The 18,473-nt window shown below is 57.7% G+C and carries 16 protein-coding genes; 4 read left to right on the forward strand and 12 right to left on the reverse strand.

Translation table 11 applies throughout. The features are described 5' to 3' along the window. Position 1 precedes the first annotated feature (1 nt). From BLP65_RS14125 to BLP65_RS14135, 3 genes are all read right to left on the reverse strand, one after another. The gene (locus BLP65_RS14125; protein ID WP_092998511.1) at positions 2 to 424 is read right to left on the reverse strand and encodes a c-type cytochrome; all 423 of its coding nucleotides are present in this window, start codon (positions 422 to 424) and stop codon (positions 2 to 4) included. Positions 425 to 613: 189 nt separating this feature from the next. Then, positions 614 to 748 (reverse strand): DUF3096 domain-containing protein, encoded by a 135-nt coding sequence (locus BLP65_RS14130; protein ID WP_092998513.1) that lies wholly within the window; start codon positions 746 to 748, stop codon positions 614 to 616. Between the two features lie 341 nt (positions 749 to 1,089). Beyond that, positions 1,090 to 1,653 carry a YfaZ family outer membrane protein gene (locus tag BLP65_RS14135; RefSeq protein ID WP_092998515.1) on the reverse strand — a complete coding sequence of 188 codons (564 nt, stop codon included), beginning with the start codon at positions 1,651 to 1,653 and terminating at the stop codon, positions 1,090 to 1,092. Positions 1,654 to 2,162: 509 nt separating this feature from the next. On the opposite strand from BLP65_RS14135, the gene BLP65_RS14140 reads away from it, so the two are divergent. Next, on the forward strand, positions 2,163 to 3,518 hold the full coding sequence (locus tag BLP65_RS14140) for a sigma-54-dependent transcriptional regulator (protein WP_175452594.1): 1,356 nt from the start codon (positions 2,163 to 2,165) through the stop codon (positions 3,516 to 3,518). A 428-nt stretch (positions 3,519 to 3,946) separates the two neighbouring features. Here the strand turns inward: BLP65_RS14140 and BLP65_RS14145 are convergent, their stop codons facing one another. From BLP65_RS14145 to BLP65_RS14165, 5 genes are all read right to left on the reverse strand, one after another. After that, positions 3,947 to 5,407, reverse strand: coding sequence for an ethylbenzene dehydrogenase-related protein (locus BLP65_RS14145; protein WP_175452595.1), 1,461 nt, complete (start codon positions 5,405 to 5,407; stop codon positions 3,947 to 3,949). A gap of 73 nt (positions 5,408 to 5,480) precedes the next feature. Then, complete coding sequence (locus BLP65_RS14150) at positions 5,481 to 7,484, reverse strand: MtrB/PioB family decaheme-associated outer membrane protein (RefSeq protein ID WP_092998520.1); 2,004 nt, start codon at positions 7,482 to 7,484, stop codon at positions 5,481 to 5,483. Between the two features lie 25 nt (positions 7,485 to 7,509). Continuing rightward, on the reverse strand, positions 7,510 to 8,415 hold the full coding sequence (locus BLP65_RS14155; RefSeq protein WP_175452596.1) for a DmsE family decaheme c-type cytochrome: 906 nt from the start codon (positions 8,413 to 8,415) through the stop codon (positions 7,510 to 7,512). 7 nt (positions 8,416 to 8,422) lie between these two features. Next, positions 8,423 to 9,409, reverse strand: coding sequence for an ethylbenzene dehydrogenase-related protein (locus BLP65_RS14160; protein WP_092998524.1), 987 nt, complete (start codon positions 9,407 to 9,409; stop codon positions 8,423 to 8,425). A 33-nt stretch (positions 9,410 to 9,442) separates the two neighbouring features. Next, a complete protein-coding gene (locus BLP65_RS14165; protein ID WP_217632009.1) occupies positions 9,443 to 10,048 on the reverse strand; it encodes a NapC/NirT family cytochrome c in 606 nt (201 codons plus the stop codon). A 228-nt stretch (positions 10,049 to 10,276) separates the two neighbouring features. Between BLP65_RS14165 and BLP65_RS14170 the strand changes: the two genes are divergently transcribed. Continuing rightward, positions 10,277 to 11,125 (forward strand): PhnD/SsuA/transferrin family substrate-binding protein, encoded by an 849-nt coding sequence (locus BLP65_RS14170; protein WP_092998526.1) that lies wholly within the window; start codon positions 10,277 to 10,279, stop codon positions 11,123 to 11,125. Next, positions 11,122 to 12,849 (forward strand): ATP-binding protein, encoded by a 1,728-nt coding sequence (locus BLP65_RS14175; protein ID WP_092998528.1) that lies wholly within the window; start codon positions 11,122 to 11,124, stop codon positions 12,847 to 12,849. The genes BLP65_RS14170 and BLP65_RS14175 overlap by 4 nt, the downstream gene beginning before the upstream one ends. A 20-nt stretch (positions 12,850 to 12,869) precedes the next feature. Here BLP65_RS14175 and BLP65_RS14180 read toward each other — a convergent pair whose 3' ends face one another. Both BLP65_RS14180 and BLP65_RS14185 read right to left on the reverse strand, forming a co-directional pair. After that, a complete protein-coding gene (locus BLP65_RS14180; protein WP_139181519.1) occupies positions 12,870 to 13,256 on the reverse strand; it encodes a hypothetical protein in 387 nt (128 codons plus the stop codon). 227 nt (positions 13,257 to 13,483) lie between these two features. Further along, positions 13,484 to 14,854 (reverse strand): DUF2254 domain-containing protein, encoded by a 1,371-nt coding sequence (locus BLP65_RS14185; protein ID WP_092998531.1) that lies wholly within the window; start codon positions 14,852 to 14,854, stop codon positions 13,484 to 13,486. 237 nt (positions 14,855 to 15,091) lie between these two features. Here BLP65_RS14185 and BLP65_RS14190 point away from each other — a divergent pair, with 237 nt between their 5' ends. Further along, positions 15,092 to 15,400 carry a nickel-binding protein gene (locus BLP65_RS14190; RefSeq protein WP_245688351.1) on the forward strand — a complete coding sequence of 103 codons (309 nt, stop codon included), beginning with the start codon at positions 15,092 to 15,094 and terminating at the stop codon, positions 15,398 to 15,400. Between the two features lie 56 nt (positions 15,401 to 15,456). Here the strand turns inward: BLP65_RS14190 and BLP65_RS14195 are convergent, their stop codons facing one another. Beyond that, positions 15,457 to 16,827: a sigma-54-dependent transcriptional regulator gene (locus BLP65_RS14195; protein WP_092998532.1), complete on the reverse strand. Its 1,371-nt coding sequence runs from the start codon at positions 16,825 to 16,827 to the stop codon at positions 15,457 to 15,459. Continuing rightward, positions 16,824 to 18,281 carry a sensor histidine kinase gene (locus BLP65_RS14200; RefSeq protein WP_092998534.1) on the reverse strand — a complete coding sequence of 486 codons (1,458 nt, stop codon included), beginning with the start codon at positions 18,279 to 18,281 and terminating at the stop codon, positions 16,824 to 16,826. Before BLP65_RS14200 ends, BLP65_RS14195 begins: the two co-directional genes overlap by 4 nt. Positions 18,282 to 18,473 lie beyond the last annotated feature (192 nt).

The following is an 18,473-nucleotide window of genomic DNA, read 5'->3' on the forward strand; positions in this document are numbered from 1 at the left end:
CTTAGCGTTCCGCTTCCCCCTTCTGCCGCGCCGTGGCAAGCTCCTTGAAGGTTACCGGCCGGGCGTCATTATCCCACGCGGTACGTGTGTAGTTGATCAAATCGAGCAATTCGCTGTCATTGACACGCCCTATATAGCCGATGGGCGGCATTCTGCCCGAATACACCTGGTGGTCGACGATCAGACCACCGTGATAGCCGAAAATAACCCGACTTAAATAGACCTGGATCTCCTCCGGGTCGTCGCTGGTGACCCGCTGGTGGCCCGCAACAGGTGGAACGATCCCCGGAATGCCCTTGCCGTCAGGCTGGTGACACACCGCGCAATGCTGAAGATAAAGCGCCTCACCTGAATCATTGGCCGCGGGTACTACCGTCATCCACAGCAGCAAAACCAACCCGACCAACCGCGCGACGTAATCCATTTGCCATCCCCTGCAAACCGTCCGTTGTTTTGTCCCTGACTGCCATAAAAATAGCAGAAACCACCTCGGACACGGTGAACTGGTAACCACGGGGTACACGGGGTAAGACCAGTTGTTCGGATTTTTTCTCCCCCGTGCGCCTCGTGTACCCCGTGGTTATTCGGCTGACCAAAGCGGCCCTGCAACCCTTCAGCGGATGAGCCCAATCAGCCCGACGGCAATAAGGTAGGCCGCAACCACAAATCGGAACAGGCGCGGGACGATCAGACTGACGATGCCGGCGACGAGCGCCAGAACAGGAAGGAGCTGGAGGTGAATGGTCATGGAGATTTCCCTGTTATCAATAGGTCAGCGCTGAAGCCGAACGGCTGCAGCGCACGCAGTAGACCACATTTCTCTCCATTTCCACCGTGAAGACCCTCTCGAAATCGTACACCTGAAACTGGTTAGGAAGCGCTGGTGGTCCATGCGGGAAATAGCGCACTCAGCCGGTCTCACAAGCGCTCCGGCCAAGCGCAGGAGCGATCGTAGCCAATTCAAACCGACAAGCCAGCCGAGGAGAGCTTGTGAGCCGGCCCGAAGGGAGCCCCGCTATTTTCCGCATGGACTAAGACCGGCCTTCGCTGTCGCCCTCCTCCTGCGCGACCCAACGGTTCCGATTGCCGTCAGAAAAAGAGCTGCATGCCAAGATGGGAATGGCTGTCCAGCTCGTATTCGGAAGCGTCTTCCAGTTCAATTTCTACATGGCGATAACCGGCATAGACAAACGCATGGGGAAGTAGCTGATAGTCGACACGCAGGCTGTACTCGTGCATCCGGTCACCATCCATGAAGGTGGTAATATCGGGCGCATACCAGATATCACCACCGAGCCCGACTCGCTCCATCGGGGAAAAGCGCATCCGACCGCCGAATGCAAAGGCCCCGGCCTGGTGGGAATCCATATCGGCCAGGATCAGTCGCGAGCCAAGGCCGATCCGAAACGTCTGATGCCCGTTCCGGCTCTGGCCGGAGACCAGGAAGCCTGCATGCGCCAGCAGATCCGAATTGCCCGAGTCATCGGTATAGAGAACGCCGAGCTCCCCATCCATTCCCCGAGCCTCATCTCCAACCGGTGTGCCGTAAACCATCTGAACGGCATCATCATGGAGGTTGATATCGAAAGAATCAGCATACGTCGTTCCAGCTACCGAGAGCAGCAGCATGGTGGTAACGGTTGTTTTTATCATGTTTCCTGAGTTCTGGTTGCAAAGTTGGGAAAGGAAATAGTACCGGTAATCCGCCAGAGTTTCCCGGCTTCTCTGCCTGCCGGCCAGTTATCATTTTTTGACAGGCACCTGTCAAATTCTGCACTCTCACAGAGGCATTCGGAATGCAACTCTCCTCGCCCATCCCCATGGCGGGTCGGCATAGCCTTCCTCCAGTGGTTGTTAAATAGTTCGACCGTTTAACCGTAACTATTTGTACCTTTTGGAATCAACAGGTTGGCGAATCATATTGCGATAATCCGACCTCCCCGTAACGAGAGGATGCGCGGAGACACTGGAATCCGATCACCCGGTCCCCGTCACGGGGTGTTGGCGCCTTTATTGCTTCCATATTGATCGATGCCAAGCCGCGGAAAGGGACGTTAAATACATCACCCACGCCACAGGTACCGAAATAGCCTGTACCACACATGATCCGTGCTCGGAGCCAACGAACCACCAATTCACGACAGGGGGACAGGGTGAGTAACATGAAACAGCGGATCCTGGTAATCGACGACAATATCGAACTGGTCTATGCCCTGCGACGCACCTTGGAGCAGGAGGGCTATCTGGTCAGCACCGTTACCGAGCCAACCGCCAGTATCGAACCGGCAGTAGAGGCCGCAGACCTGCTGATTGTGGATATCAATCTCGGAAAGGCCTCGGGCCTGGACATGCTGATCGCGCTTCGTGAACAGGGCTATGAGCAGCCGGTTATCATCATCACAGCCCATGCCACCCCCCATAACGTCATTACCGCCACCCGCCATGGCGCCATCGATGTCTTGCAAAAGCCCTTTGAGGTGGAACAGCTGGTCGATGCAGTCAATCGCTCCTTTCCTTCCACCGATGGCAACAGCCTCAATCTGGCGGTCGACGGTCAACCGGTAATCGGCACTTCGCCCAACATGCTGGAGGTGTGCAAGACTGCCGGCCTGGCCTCATCGAATAACCTGAATGTCCTGTTAGTGGGTGAAACCGGCGTCGGCAAGGAAGTCATTGCCAAGGCCATCCACCAGTATTCCGATCGGGCCAAGCAGCGCATGGTGGCCATCAACTGCAGCGCGATTCCCGAATCCCTGTTGGAGGCAGAGCTTTTCGGATATGCCCGAGGTGCATTCACCGGTGCGGCGCGCGAGACACCGGGCAAGATCGAGGCGGCGGAGGGAGGCACCCTGTTCCTGGATGAGATCGGCGACATCCCAGCCCCCTTTCAGGCCAAGCTGCTGCGTTTTCTCGAAGATCAAACCTTCTACCGTCTCGGTGAGACACACCTGAAGCAGGCCGATGTGCGGGTGGTCTGCGCCACCAATCGTAACCTGGACGAAATGGTATCGAATGGCAGTTTCCGCGACGATCTCTATTTTCGCCTGTCGCAACTGACCATCGCTATCCCGCCGGTACGTGAGCGAAAAGAAGATATCAAACCACTGATCGAGCTGTTCATCCACCAGGCCAACAACGAACTGGGCTGCCGTGTACATCGCATCGATGCCGAAGTGCTCAAAGCTGCACAGATTCACCACTGGCCGGGCAACATCCGTGAACTGAAGAATGTCGTATTTCGTGCCGCCCTCAGCGCCAGCAACGGCGTACTGAGCACCCTGCCCTACAACAGTGCCCAGCAGGCCAATGCCAATGCCGGCATCAAGGAGTGCGTAGACCGCTATCTGGAAAAAGAGGGCACCGGGTCGGCAACGCAACTCGCACAGATCTTTGAAGCTGCCCTGCTGGCTGCCCTGGCAAGAGATCTCAACGGCAACAAGACCTACATGTGCGAAGCGCTCAACATCTCACGCAACACCCTCAAGGTCCGCCTCAAGGAGCATGGCCTGGACTTCTGACAGCCACGAACAATACCCCAGCAGACTGCACAATTCACTACAAGACATAAACCACAGAGGGCACCGAGAAAACCAAGTAAAAACCGTTTCCTCTGTCCATCTGTGTCCTTTGTGGCTTTGGGTATATCCATCAAATCACAGTTGGGCACGGCACGCCCCATCTCCAATCGACAGTAACACGCACCTGTAGATAGGCCTTCACGCCCATCCAGAATCAGCCACTGAAAGCACAAGATTACAGAGATGAAGGGGCGCGACTTACGCAATCCTCCCTCAGTGTTCTCTGTGTCCTCTGTGGTGGTCGTTTGTCGGTTGCATAAAAAAACCCGCCAGAACGGCGGGTCCATAAATGATACAAGGAGGATGATGAAATAATGGTTGTAATCTGCCGGGAGAGAGAAGGGGCAAGCCCCTCCCGTCCCGAGCCCTTAGTTTGCCGCGGGCACGATGTCTCCATTGAGACCCACGGTGATCGGGAAGGTCACATGGTGCCAGCGGTGGACGGTGTTGTCCTGATGGGCGGCAAACGCGAAGCTGAACCCTTCACCGTTTGCGATGCCCGAAAGTGCGTGGTCATCTTCGTTGCCGGTGTCGAGAGGACGCTCGAAGATCACGGTCCAGGTGCCGTCTTCCCATGCACTATAGGCCTTGACGTCGGTCCTACTGCCTGTCTCCTCGGACAACCAGCGACGCGGAATGTAGTCGCCTTCCTCGAAGTTGGCTGTTGCGGCATCAAACGCTACGGCGTTCTGGTTATCGCCTGCAGTCACCAGCGTCGGGGCGTTATTCTCGATCGCATCATACACGGCCGCGGGGAGTGCATTGACTCTCGTTTCGCCCTCGTAGTCGGGGAAATTATCCGCGATGAATCCCTCCATCCACGTGGCGTCATACATATACTCAAGGTCGCCCGTTGTATCGTCGGGGTTTTGAGCATGGTAGAAGTTGGGCGAGTCGTCGTTGTTACGCCCATCCATCACGTAGCCGTCGGTGAGGGTGTTGATGATCGCCGAGCGGGCGCCGCGGAAGTGCCACATGTCCGGGAAGCTATCAGTGGTGCCGTCCAGCACAGCGGCATCGCTTGAGGAGCCATCGGCGTAGTCGCCATTTGCGGTACTACTGCTCGCCAGGTACTTGCCGGTTGCGGTGCTTCCATCCCATTCAGGCATGTCGTCCATGTCCTCGTGGCAGGTGGTGAAACAGCCGCCGTCATGGAAGGAGATGTCGCCCACGCCGATGTCCTGGGACGCGGGCATGAACATCAGGGCAAAGCGGTCCTCGGCACTGAAGCGCTGATTCCCGGTCGGCTCATTCCCCGGCTCATTATACATCGAGACCTTCTCCCACGCTGAACCGTCATACCTGAACAGGTCATGGGTGATCCCGGGGCGCGGCGTATCCCAGGAGGCCTTGAGATAAAAGTTTTCCGCATCGTAGGCCGCCTGCACGGTAATGGGGACCGTTTCCTCCGACGGAGTCAGCGCCGCTTCGTCACGCTCCGCACCTACCTGTGAAGGGTTATTGGCATTCGTGTCATGACAACCGGAACAGCCACTCGTCAACATACCAGCACCGCTGTGGTCCCCCGTGTCCAGATACTCGTAACTTGCCTGAGCGGGACGGAAGGCGGTGACGGTTTCCGCCTCGCCCCAGGTCACGGTGGGGGCGCCCGTCATGAAATCGACCTTGAAGGCACTCGCGGTACCTCCGTCGTCATCATCAATCGGATCGTCATCCACGATCGGGTCATTATCCGAACCGGATGACAGACAGCCTGTCGTGAGTACGGTGGAGGCGAGCAGTACCGCCAGCACCGTAGCCCGGCGCTTAAAGGGAAATGCCTCCACTTCCGGGCCCAGTGCATCGTAAAGCTTTTCATTGTTCATCATATTTCCTCTCTCTCCTCTGGATTCGCATGACATGGGCAAAGAATCGCCTGTGCCACTTCACTACCCCTGGTCGTCAGAAACGATACGCAAGGGAAAGTCCGATCGACTGCGCCTGGTATTCGGTATCATCCTGTCCCAGGGTGATGATGTTGCCTCCTGCGGTGACAATATTTCCTGTGGTCGACCAGTCATCCGAGTCGTAGTCCTCGAACCGGTAGCGCAAGCGCAGGCCGAGCTCCCGGTTGACCTGGTAGCCGGCGTAAAGGTCGATACGCTTGACACGGGTGGTGACGTCGGGAAGGCGTCCGTCGCTGTCCACATCCAGCTCCGCCAGTGATTCCACCCAGCTGAAGTCACCGCCCAGTTCAAGCTGCTCGTTCATCCTCTGCGTCTTGCCTCCCACTCCCACAGCCAGCACCTGTTCACGACGGTCGCCAACCCAGGTCTCTCCGACCTGTGTGCTATCCGACTCTTCATAACTGATGAAACCGTGCAGACTGCTCAACGCACTGATCGCCAGGTAGCTGTCGAGGGAGGTGATGTGACGGTCGGCCTCGGTCAATCCCAGCTCGGATTCATCATATCGATCGCGCAACAGATCACTGGTCAGGCTCAGGCTCAGGATCTCGGTAGCGAAGTACTGGGCGAATAGACCCGCACGGGTACGGTCCCGATCCGCCCAGGCATAGTTGCGCAGTTCGTCAGGACCCGTTTCCCGCAAGTAGGTGGAGCCGCGGCGGTTCTCCTGCTCAAGACTCAGACCACCCGACAGCTGTGGTCCGATACTGGTACGCAGACGCGCCCGCACGCTGTTTTCCTCGGAGCTCTCACTGTGGGCGGGATCACGCTCGGTATCGGTATACCGGTAATCCAGATTCAGCCGGGTGGCTGAAGCCAGGCGGTAGTTGCCCCCCAGATCGAAACGGTGGCGGGTATAGTTGTAAGAAGGGTCGATCGCCAGGGTGTTATCGCGAACCACCTGGCCGGTATCATTATCGCGCCGATCCATCTGGTAGCCCGACCTCAGGCGCAGCTTGGCCGTTGGCCTGCTCGTAATCTTGAGCCCCAGGCTGGAGGTGTCGACTGCCGCGTCGAGGGAATCGCGCGACATGACGGCATCACCAACGAACCGCGCATCCTGCAGGCTGCGTCCGATACTGGCACTGGCCGACAGATGGGTCTGTTCGCCGAGACGGTGGTTACCCGAGGCGTACACCTCGTGATGCTCGTTGTCCGGCGCCCGGGCTTTCTCCTCCCCCTCACCTTCCCAGTCGGCATCATGGGCGTTATCCCAGCGCAGGACGTCGTACTCATTGTTGAACTGAATGGTACGGTAGCCGAACGCCAGGTGGCTGGCCTCGCCTCGCCAGGCTGCGGCGATGTCGTAGCTTCTGGTGGTCTCATCCACCGGCAAGGGAGCGATAATCGACTCTCCCACCGCCCAGTGACTGCCCAGCCCGATGGTCCCGGTTCCTTCACGGGTTGTCTGCGAGAAGGAGCTTCGCAGGCTCCAGCTGGGCGACAGATGGACCTCGCCCCCCAGTTCCGCCTGCTGCCGGTCCAGACCGATCTCCACCGGACGCAGATGGTCCTCGATGGTTGCCTGGCTGCCCTCTTCCGGAAGGCGCAGATTACCGCCCGACTCCCGAAACGGGGTCCGGGTATCATCCGCCTTGCGGGTGGGAATCTCCGTATAATCGAAGAAGATCCGGTAGCGGCCCTGTTCGCCATAGTCCGTTTCCAACTGACGGGAACGCAATCCGAGGTTGCGGGCACGCAGTGACCAGTAGCGTGCACTATCGCTATCGTGAGGATCACGATGCCGCAGATCGGCGCCCAGGATTAGATAGGCGCCGCTGTCGTCCAGACCCGTGTAGTGACCAAAGCGGTAGGCATTGCCGTCCATCTCGTCGACATAGCCGAGACCGACCTCGACCTCACTGCTGACCTCGGTCAGCTCAGCCCACTTTTCCTCGTCCCGCTCGACCGTCTCGCCGAGGCTCATATCAAATGCATGGGCCGTACCGGCACACAGGCCAGTGGCAACCATCGCCGCCATGAGTTTGTTGTATCGCATATCACGCCTCCATCAGTCGCGCGGCTCAGCGCCGTAATGTCTGGCCCTGTGGATGATTGCTGCCATGTACCTGCACGTGGCAGTTCAGACAGTTCTTGCCGGCCATGAACGGAGTATCCAGACTGTCACCCCCAAAGGCGGCACTGGAATGGGTGCCCAGGTGGCACTGCTGGCAGAGCTGCGGTCCGCGCGCTTTCAGCATGGGCTGATGGATCGAACCGTGTGGCTGATGGCAGGTGGTGCAGTCCTCTGTGACCGGGGCGTGTTCCCACAGCACGGGACCCCGTTTTTCCGCATGACAGTCGTAGCAGGTCTCATTCACGTTGCTGCGACGCAGCAGTGATTCATTCAATGTGCCATGGGGGTTGTGGCAATTGCTGCACGACATGGCGCCATCCTGCACAGGGTGTGCCGATGGCCGAAGGGCCTCACTCTTCTGACGCGCATGGCAGCTGGTGCACACCTCGGTCTGCTTCCGCTCGTCGAGGATCGGATCGCGAGGAACATGCACCGTGTGACAGGAGACGCAGGCCAGCTCTTCGAAGTTATGCATACTCCCGCGCCAGTGCATCCGCTCCCCACTGTCATGACAGCCAAGGCAGGTCTCGTTCTGCTTCGCCACACTGGTGTGTTCCTCACCAAAGGTTACCGGCGGCGGCGTCCTTGCCTCGTCATCGGCAGGCGCCTTCATGTGCTGGCCACTATCACCATGACACCCCTCACAAGCATTGGCCGCGAAAGGGGTGCGCTCGTCGGCCATGGCGGCATGCGGCGTTTGCAGGATATTCAGCACCGGAGACTCCCACGTCTCGTCGTGACAACGGGTACAGCTCTCCATATCGCGCGCCAGCGCGCCGCCTGCGGAGATCAGCAGGAGCAGTAAGGCAACGACAAGAGCACTGCAAAGGGATCGCTGTCTGGTGGCGTTCATGATTCCACTACCTCTTGCTGGCCTGCAGATCGGCGTCGCCGCCATTCAGTGATGCGCTGTAGTCCAGTGATACGTAATGAGCACGGCCGGTGGCGTGACCATCGTGCAAAGCGAAACCCACCATCAGCTCGTCAGCCTCGCCAAGGGTCTTGTAACCGGTACCGGAAGCCTTCAGGTCACGGCTCAGTACGGCGACCCAGTTATCCCCCTCCCGGCTGACGTCGACATCGACTTTGCTGTCAAACGTCTCGTGGCGTTCATCAAGGATGTAGCCATGCACGGATTTGGCTTCGCCATCGACACCCACACGGGCCTGCCAGTACTCCATGAAGTGATTGCCGGCCAGCAGCTTGGCGATTTCGTCATCGGCTTTGACATTGTCACCGCCGCCGCTTCGCGACATCTTGTTACGCGAGGCAGAAAGATACTTGACACGCTCTTCACCGTTGGCGCTCGCCATGCGGTTGGCGTCATCGTGACAGGTACCCCAACAGCTGGCTCTGGTGGCCTCCCCGACACCACCGTTATCGAGCATCATGGTGACGCGCAGGGCATTGTCCTCGTCCATTGGCTCGACCGGCTTGTAACCGGTGTCCGGCCACGCGAGGCGCACATGGAGGCGTTCGCCGTCGTTGACCATCTTCACATCCAGTTTCACACTGCCCGGCTTGCCATCAATCGGCGTCGGTTCAAGTTTCTCCCCGGCCACGATAAGCTTGCCTATATCCCCCTCTTCGCCTTTATGACAGTAGGAACAATTGCGTCCCTGACGAAAACGCTCATTACCGCTGTGATCGCTTTGTGTCAGTGCCCATTCCCAGGAGGCCTGCCCGGGGTAGAAGAGTGTGACCTCGTTTCCCTCCACACCGTCCCAGTCAACGGCTTCGGCACTGACATACACCGGTGCCACAAGCAGTGCAGCGGCCAGCAGTACCGGCCGAAGCACCAAAGGTGAATGCAAAGTTTCTTTCTTTGTAACTCGATTTTTGAACATGACTCTTCTCCTGCCAGTCGCTGGTATTTGGGACTAAAATGCCAAATCAAAATCTGCGTTTTCTGTTCCATCAGACTCAGGCACAGGTTCTGTGTGCGTAATGCCCTTGTGGCAATCGATACACGTTTCACCCTGTTCCTGCGCCGCCTGGTGCTGCCGGCGCGCGCGCAAGGCCTGAGCCTCATAATTCATCGAACCCCAGGCATGGCAACTCCGACAGGTGGCGGAGTCAGACTGTTTCATGCCTTGCCATACCCGCTCCGCCATTTGCAGTCGTCTCTCTTTGAACTTTTCCTCGCTGTCTATCGTCCCCAGCATCTCGTGCCAAACGTCCTTGGCCGCCATGACCTTGGCGCGCATCTTTGGCCAGAACGACTTGGGAACATGACAGTCCGGGCAACCTGCAGAGACACCACTGCGGTTTTTAAGGTGACCGCTCGCGGTGTATTCCTGATACGGGACATCCTTCATGCTGTGACAGGAGATACAGAATTCCGTGGTGTTGGTTGAGTCCACGGCGACGGTAAAGGCAGAAGTAGCCAGTACGCCTGCAACCAGGCCCACCGCCACCAGCGTTCCAACGGCGAAGCGGCGGCTGGGTCTGCCCAGTTTTGAGATGAATGCCTTGATAAAGCCCACGTCTCGAATCCTCACAATAGGTAGTTAGCGTCGCTAACAAAGACCATCGCAAGTTCCGGGCCATGTTTATTAACACCGCCAAGTCAAGGAATTCGTTGGGTATTTGCTAAAAAAGAGAGACCAAAAGCGCTCAAGGCCTATCAAGAGTTGATTGCAAGAGGTCGATTTTTGACCGTTTGCCCCGGTTTCAGATCGGTGTATAACCGTCAATAGAGAAAGGGGGGGAGAATGCGAATACTCATACGCTGCCTTGGCGCATGGCTCGTCTTGGTTGTATCAACCACAGCGCCAGCCTTGCATCTATCGGACAATAGCGTACGTTTTGGTTTTACCGCGGTAGTTTCGCGCTCGGACATCGACACGATCACCCAGTTGCTGGGTTACATTTCCGAACGCCTGGACAGAGATCTCTGGCCGGTCTTCACCAGCTCTCAGGATGAAATGAACCGCCTGGTCCTCAGCGGCGCAGTGGATCTTGCCTGGATCGACCCGGCGGGCTTTGCCACCGAAAGACCGATGCCGATTGTAGCGGTGCCCAGTCGGGAAGAGGGGCCATACTACTACTCCTATATAATAGTGCGCAGCGATCATGACTTCACGGAGCTGGCCGAACTTCAAGGCAGGCCGTTTGCATTCTCAAACCTGCAATCGTTTTCCGGTGCACTGGCACCGTCCTATGAAATGGCACTGAACGGGCAACTGGCAAACCGCTTTTTTCGCCCCGTCATCTACACGGATGATCACGACAACACCATCAAAGCGGTGGCCGGTGGGTTCGTCGACGGCGGCAGCATCAGCAGCCTGGTATTTCATCAACTGGAATCCAGGGCCAGTGGTCTTTTAAATAGTCTGCGCGTATTGGAACGCTTCGGACCCTATCCTGCACCGCCGATTGTCGCCTCTCCCAGCCTTCAGAATGACGTTCTCAGTGAAATTCGGCTTATCCTGCTTTCAATGCACGATGACGATGAAGGCCGTGCCATTTTGAACCGACTCGCCATACACCAGTTCGATTCGGTCGATCGGAATCACTACAGGCCCATTAAAGATATCCTCGATAGTTCAGCAGCCCCATGAAAATAAACCCAGGTAGCTCCCGATCCCTGCGACTCGGACACAAACTTATCCTCGTCATCGTCTTTGTTGTGGCCCTGTCGTCGATGGCGACCACGGTGCTTTTCTTCGTGTATGGGCAGGACATCGTCAGAGAAAGCATCTGGACGGACATGAAGAAACTGCTACTGAACAAGGATGAGCAACTCCTCTCCCATGTTACTCGCCGCGACTACTGGTCGATGTTTCGAATTGTGCAAAGTTTATCGTCAAGCCACATCGTTGATTCGGCCTGGATCATGGACAAGGACGGATACATGCTGGCGCACTCTGACCCCGACAGCTATCCGGTGTTGAGCAAATCCACGGAAGCGCTGCACGCCGATATTTCGCATCAGATCAGTGGCGTTTCCGGTTCCCTTGGAACCCTCTATATGGAAATCAACGGTGCAGCCATCGCATCGAGCCTCGCGCCACTGAAAAAACTCGTTTACCTGGGTAACTTTCTCGTACTCACCATCAGCGTCGGCTTTGCCTGTTTTTTTTCACGCCATATCACCCGGCGCTTCAATCGAATTTTCCATGAGGTTCAGAAGGCGGCACGAGGTCACCCCGGGGATGTGGATGAGGTGCGGTTCGCGGAGGATGATGAAATACAGAGATTGGCCAGTGAACTGAAACACGCCTTCCACGGCCTGGCCGATTCACTGGAAAACACGCGCTTTGCCCAGGAGTTTTACAATTCCGTATTAAGTACCGTCCCGGATATCGTTCTGGTAGTGGAAGCCGATGGCACCATCATCTACGCCAATGCACAGCATGAGCAACTGGGCTATCCCCTTCACCAGCTGCTGGGCATCCGTTGGCAAAGCCTGTTCAAGCAGACACCCGCGCTACAGCCCCATGGAGACACCTCATCGGGTTGGTTGACCGGTGAGGGCGTCGTGTCGGTGAACGGACGAAAGTTTCCGGCTCTCATCACGCTATCCACCCTGTCCAGCTACGACATCGTGGCGATCCAGAACATCGAGACAGTAAAGGCACTGGAGCGGCAGATGCACTACGCCAACACATTCGCTGCCTTGGGAAAACTGAGCGCCAACTTCGCGCATGAGATCAAGAACACCATTTCACCGATACGACTGCTCTATCGCATCGATCATCACACGGAGCAGGACATCGCCATCATGGAGCAGTCCATAAAACAGGTTGACGGGCTGGTCACCAAATATCTCAACTTTGCACGTACCGATACGGCCGTATCGGACTTTTCAGTACGCATGGATCGCATCGCCCTGGAGCTTCTCTCCCTGCACGACTCTCAGGTGCAGGAAAAACAACTCACCGTAAAAACACAACTCGAACCCGCTCCTCTGTACTACAACGAAGAGGCCCTGCGCAGCATCATCAAGAACCTGCTGCTTAACGCTATCGATGCCTCACCACATGGCGCCTGTATTTGGCTGACACTGCATACCAGGGATGAACAGGTGGTACTTACCATGGCAGACATGGGAGAGGGGATCTCCGATGATGACAAGGAGCGGATCTTCGAGCCTTTCTTCACCACCAAACCCAGTGGTTCGGGAATAGGACTGGCCACAGTCAATCATCATGTCCAGTCCATGTCCGGGCACATGATCGTTCGGGACCGTCCCGAAGGCGGAGCATTTTTTACCGTGATTTTGCCCAAAAATCGACAGCACACATTCAACCCGGAAAAACTGCAACCACTCCCAGAAAGCTGAAGGTCCAGCCTTGTTCCGGGTCATTGCTTAGCCGATGTGTAATAGATACGAATACGCGCTATCTCCGACCGTTCACTCTGCAAAGGCAGGCGGAAGGTGAGTTGGTGACGATTGGGACTGTGGCGAAGGATCCGGCGTGGCGAGAAGATTGCCCGATGGCGCTCCAATACTGCTCCACCCGCATCGAATAGATCGATGCGAACCGGCAAACGAGCATTGTCGTAGACCGGATGATGGTGGAACCACTGGGCGCGCAACTCGTACCCCTGGTCCCGCTCAATCAGCTGGATGCGACTGACACCGACAGGGGGACGGTCGATTTCCACAAGCTCCAGTGCAGCGGCCGGGACAATACCGGTCAACCAGAGACCGATGGCCATCAACCTGCCTCTTACGGAAGCGTGCATCCTGCTGCTCCTCCTGCCCGAGCCGCCTAGTCACAGAATAGACCGTGATGGCTCCGTTGCCGCAAGCTCAGCTCAACAGCAACGCTTGCTCGCCTCTTTCCACAAGGGCAGGCAATCGGGCTTTTTCCGATCACCGGAACCCCGGCACGGCACAAAAATAGAGGACCGGTTCTTCTGCATCCGGTGTTCGCCCCGTCCACTCCCGTTGGCCGCCGAGCAGGAGTGGGCTACATTCGATCCGAGGCACTGGACCCGACATCGTCCTCCTCGTCTCCTCCGTCGCCCGACAAGCTACGGGCCACCCGCTCGTAGAGCAACTCTACCATCTCCAGATCACGGTGATGATGACCGGCCCGTCGGGTCTGTTCTGCAATCCATCGGGCATGATGGGCCAGGGCCACGCGATCCTCCGGACGATGGACACGTCTGCCGTTGGTCTCGATACTCTCCAGCAGCCGCAGCATGACCGACAGATGCCCGGCACCCATCTGGCGGATCTGGTTGAAGGCGACGTCAGCCAGTTCGGCAAAGTTCAGGGTGGGGGCAATAACCCGTAGCCTGCCTGTTCGATCGAGGCGAAACGGAGAGGGGATTTTCCTCTCGGCCAAATGCCCCAGGCCGTTTCCAATCCAATCGATGCAGGTAACCGCCGTCAACGGGTCGTTGATACCCGGCGAAAGCGCCCGCACGGCAATCGACACCAGCTGTTGCATCGGATACGTCACGTCCTGAGTCGACGTGCGCTGCCGTCCGATGACGAACATGGCGGCGATCGCCTCTGCCACCTCATCGCTACAGCGTTCGACCGGCCAGGCGACCAGCAGCACGGTACCGTCCCTGGCAAACTCCCCCGGTATAGAGTGCACACAGAGGAGCAGATCGTGTCGTTCTGCGGTCGCCATCAGATTTTCGTTTTCGATCGCCTGCAGATAGCCGCTGTGCCTTGTTACTACCGTCTTCAGCTCTTCGCCAGCAGCCTCCGGGACCGAAAATTCGCTATACGTGTTCGGTTCAAGAGCTGTTCCCAGTTTCTCGGGGAACAGGTTATCGATCCCCTCGGCAAGCTCGGTGGCTATACCGGAGGCGAGGTTTTCCACTTGTAGTGACATCGATACGTGATGGATGAAGTAGATGAGAACAGCGAGACTTGCAACGGCAAGGGCAACCGCCACGGTCACCGAGAAGTGCGGAATAAAGACGGTGTCGTTGGCTCCACCAACCGCGCGAAGCACCAGCAGGCAGTAGAGGAAAGTGGCAATGAAGGTGCCGAGAACGACCTGATTGCCCGGGTCACGCATGAAGTTACGTAACAGCCGCGGCCCGAACTGGTTGGCCGCCAGTGTAAGTGCAACCACGGTAATCGAGAACACCATACCTGCGACCGTAATCATGGAAGCGGCAATGGTGGTGAGCATGTCACGTGCACCCTGGGGCTCCCCCGACCAGAACCAGCTGGTTGCCTGTGGCAACAAACCGGGCGCTGCATCGAGCGCCAGAGTCACAAATGAGAGCATGGCGGCAAGCAGTGCCATCAGTACCGGCACGAACCAGAAGCTGGACCGAAGCTCCTGCCAGACGTTGGCTATACGGGTTTTCACGTCGCTCCCGGCACCGGCTAATGATTGGAATCATTGGCAAATATAGTGCACCTCTATTGATAAACACGAAATCTGTTGGGCTCGGCCGTTTTGCCCACTGGACTGTTTAGAGCTTGCGACGCGTTGACTGAAGGACCCTGACACGGGCCCATTCATCCTTCCGGAAAAATACCAGAGGAAAATTCCTTCAATTTTCCTAGTCTCATGGCCAGGAAGTCCACAAAAGGGAGCACCTCTATGGACATGCAACTTTATGCGATTCGCCGCCGAAACGTCTCTTCGGGCCCCAACGAGATGGAGCAAGCGGGAAACCGTTCATCGGAAGTCGGAGAGGAGATGAAGGACCGTATCCGCTGGATACGATCCTACGTGGTCAAAGAAGAGAACGGCGGATTGGGCACCATCTGTATCTATCAAGCCGCGGACGAGGAAGCGATTCGGGAACATGCCAGTCGGGCGGCAATACCGGCAGATGAGGTCAATCCGGTGGTCGATACGCTGGTGATGCGTGACGACCCGAAGCCGGCGAGCGAAGCGGCTTCATAATGATGAACGGGGCGCCAGGCGCAGCCCCCGGGGTGGTCAATCAGAGGGTGCGAGCCTCAAGACTCCTCCGCGTTGATCCCGTGACGCTTAATCTTGCGCCACAGGGAAACCCGATCGATTCCCAGGATCCGGGCGGCCTGCGTCCGGTTGCCACCGGTTTTCTCCAGCACCAGGCGGATGTACTGTGCCTCGCGCTCCTCCAGAGTCAATGGGGGATCCGAGGGCGTTCGAAAGAACGCGAGGCGGGTTTCCCGCAGGTTGCCCGGCAAATGGTCCGCCCTCAGCTCCTCACCGTTGGTCATGGCGACACCGAATTCAATGGCGTTTTCAAGTTCCCGAATGTTACCCGGATAGCCGTAGCCGGTGAGTAGTGCCATCGCCTCCGGAGTAATGTCGCGAACGGATTTGCCGGCAATGGAGGCATGCTTTTGGAGAAAGTGATACGCCAGCAGCGGCACATCATCAAGACGATGGGCCAGCGCCGGCAGCTCGAGCCGAACCACATTGAGCCGGTAGTAAAGGTCCTGGCGAAAACTGCCTTCTGCGACGGCAGCCTCCAGATTGCGGTTGGTGGCGGCAATGTAGCGAACATCCGTCTTGATCGGGTGAACCCCACCCAGGCGAAACAGCTCCCGCTCCTGGATCACCCGCAACAGCTTGACCTGCATCGAGGGGGACATCTCGGCAATCTCATCGAGCAGCAGGGTGCCGCCCTCGGCCATCTCGATGAGGCCGCGTTTGAGCGTGTCCGCTCCGGTAAACGCCCCCTTCTCATGGCCGAACAGTTCATTCGCCAGTAGCTCCTCCTGAAAGGCCCCGCAGTTTACTGCGACAAACGGCGCATCGGCACAGCCACTGTGGGCATGCAGGTAGCGCGCCAGCAACTCCTTGCCGGTTCCGCTTTCGCCCGTAATCAGCACGCTGCAACCGCTGTCGGCAACCTGGCGGGCCGTCTCGAGCATCCTCTGTACCGCCGCGTCCTGGGTAATGAATTTGACCTTGCCCTGATAGCTGTCCACCTGCTGCCGCAGCGTCCGGTTCTCACGCCGCAGGCGTACCATCTCGACAGCGCCCCGGACCACTTCCCTGACCTCGTCCAGACGAAAGGGCTTGGCAATATAGTGAAAGGCGCCCTCACGTAGCGCCGTAATCGCAGAGCTGAGCGTGGCATAACCAGTGATGACGATCACCGCGCTGTCAGGGTGGAGCTCCCTGCAGCGATGGAGAATCTCCATTCCATCCACCTCCTCCATTCGCAGGTCCGTCAACACAATGTCAAAAGGCCTTTCCTCGATCGCCCGAAGCCCACCCGGGCCGCTCTGCCGGGTGGTAATCGCATAGCCCGCCTTCTTGAAGACGTGGGCGAGATTCTTCACCGCAATCGGCTCGTCGTCGACGATCAACAGAGAGATGTCAGACTGATTCATTGACTGGATTCCACTGCCGGTAAACGGATACTGAATGTGGTGCCCATCCCCACTCGGCTGCGCACCGCTATGCAGCCATCGTGTTCACGGATAATTTCCTCGACGATATAGAGCCCGAGCCCCATGCCGCGGCCCGCCTCCCGGGTGGTAAAGAAAGGGTCGAATATCTTCGGCAGAATCGACTCGCCGACACCCGGTCCATTGTCCTCGACCCGGATGATCGCCACCTTTTCCTCACCACCGGGGCAGAGCTCGTTGCCGAACACATAGGCATCCTCCGCCGGAGCCGCCTCCTGCCCGGAGCGAAACTCGGCTTGGATACGCACCCGGGTACCGGGGCCTCCGGCGTCGGCGGCATTCTTGATCAGATTGATGAAAACCTGCTGTATCCGCTGCGAATCGACCCGAATCAGAAAATCGGGTGGGACATCCGTCTCCACCACCACATCTTTCAAATCCTTGTGCAGCAGCAACAGAACCTTCTCCAGTAGCGGAGACAGCAGCACCGGCTCCGTCTCGAACGGGCGATTTCGGGAAAAATCGAGCAGTGCCAGCACGATGCCGCGTGCCCGCTGCGTCTGTTCGTCGATCTGCTCCAGCCACTCCCGCATCAGTTCCCGATCGCCATCCTCATGCTCTTCCAGCAACAACTGACAGGAGGAGGAGATATTGGAGAGCGGATTGTTCAGCTCATGTGCCACCCCCGAGACCAGTACCCCCAGCGAGGCGAGCTTTTCGGAGTGCAATAGCTGGCGGCGTCGCGTTTCCAGTTCTCCCAGCATGCGGTTGAAGGCCCGGGTAAACGAGACGATCTCGCGATCATCGGAGTGGGCGGTGAGGGCCCGGAAACGGCCCCGGGCGATCGGCTCCAGATTCGACTCCAGCTGGCGTAGCGACCGGACCACCGCCTGCGACAACAGCCGTCCGATCAAGACCCCGACGGCCCCCACCACCAGAACCGAGATCACCACAGCGAAGCGCGAATTGCGCAGGTACTGCAGCACCGTTGCTCGTTCTCGCACCGAGATGGCATCGGCGGCGATGGATATGGCATGCCCCACTTCACGAATGGGCGGTACTACCGGCTGAACCCCGCGATCGTCGGAATAGATCTCAAGCAGGGCCCGATAGCGGTCCAACCGACGCTCCAGCGCCATCAACTCAGGCTCGGGAGCCAGCCCGGAAAACAGCTCATGGTGAGTCGCGAGGATCTCACCGGCGGCCCGGTTGTGCTCGAACGCAGCCGAAAGGTCGTCACTGCTGTGATAGAGCAGGTAATTCTTCTCGAAACGTCGCATCTCCAATACGTGTTCGCTGAACCGCGACACGGCTACCCCGCTCTCCACCTGGTCTTCAAGGAAACGCAGGTCGAGATAGACCACAGCGGAGAGCGCCGCCACTACCGCAGCGAGGGCGTAGGAACCTAGACGAATCTTGCCTTGCAGGCTGGCCATATACGTTTCAACGTGAAACAGGGTGTTGCTATTTGTAACACCTGCCGATTATCCAGGCAAGCCGGGCGTGCTGCAGGCCACCATTCATTAGCTGTTGCGAATTGCAACATGAAGAGCCCCCGCTGATCTGTGCAACCCACTAAAAATCAAAGACTTGCTGTACGAGTACGTTGGCACGAGGAATGCAACGAA

The sequence above is a fragment of the Thiohalomonas denitrificans genome (assembly GCF_900102855.1).
Lineage (GTDB): Bacteria > Pseudomonadota > Gammaproteobacteria > Thiohalomonadales > Thiohalomonadaceae > Thiohalomonas > Thiohalomonas denitrificans.

Coding starts and splice junctions, on each gene's coding strand:
- BLP65_RS14125 (WP_092998511.1), bottom strand. CDS start 424: ATGGATTACGTCGCGCGGTTGGTCGGGTTGGTTTTGCTGCTGTGGATG.
- BLP65_RS14130 (WP_092998513.1), bottom strand. CDS start 748: ATGACCATTCACCTCCAGCTCCTTCCTGTTCTGGCGCTCGTCGCCGGC.
- BLP65_RS14135 (WP_092998515.1), bottom strand. CDS start 1,653: ATGATAAAAACAACCGTTACCACCATGCTGCTGCTCTCGGTAGCTGGA.
- BLP65_RS14140 (WP_175452594.1), top strand. CDS start 2,163: ATGAAACAGCGGATCCTGGTAATCGACGACAATATCGAACTGGTCTAT.
- BLP65_RS14145 (WP_175452595.1), bottom strand. CDS start 5,407: ATGATGAACAATGAAAAGCTTTACGATGCACTGGGCCCGGAAGTGGAG.
- BLP65_RS14150 (WP_092998520.1), bottom strand. CDS start 7,484: ATGCGATACAACAAACTCATGGCGGCGATGGTTGCCACTGGCCTGTGT.
- BLP65_RS14155 (WP_175452596.1), bottom strand. CDS start 8,415: ATGAACGCCACCAGACAGCGATCCCTTTGCAGTGCTCTTGTCGTTGCC.
- BLP65_RS14160 (WP_092998524.1), bottom strand. CDS start 9,409: ATGTTCAAAAATCGAGTTACAAAGAAAGAAACTTTGCATTCACCTTTG.
- BLP65_RS14170 (WP_092998526.1), top strand. CDS start 10,277: ATGCGAATACTCATACGCTGCCTTGGCGCATGGCTCGTCTTGGTTGTA.
- BLP65_RS14175 (WP_092998528.1), top strand. CDS start 11,122: ATGAAAATAAACCCAGGTAGCTCCCGATCCCTGCGACTCGGACACAAA.
- BLP65_RS14180 (WP_139181519.1), bottom strand. CDS start 13,256: ATGCACGCTTCCGTAAGAGGCAGGTTGATGGCCATCGGTCTCTGGTTG.
- BLP65_RS14190 (WP_245688351.1), top strand. CDS start 15,092: ATGGACATGCAACTTTATGCGATTCGCCGCCGAAACGTCTCTTCGGGC.
- BLP65_RS14195 (WP_092998532.1), bottom strand. CDS start 16,827: ATGAATCAGTCTGACATCTCTCTGTTGATCGTCGACGACGAGCCGATT.
- BLP65_RS14200 (WP_092998534.1), bottom strand. CDS start 18,281: ATGGCCAGCCTGCAAGGCAAGATTCGTCTAGGTTCCTACGCCCTCGCT.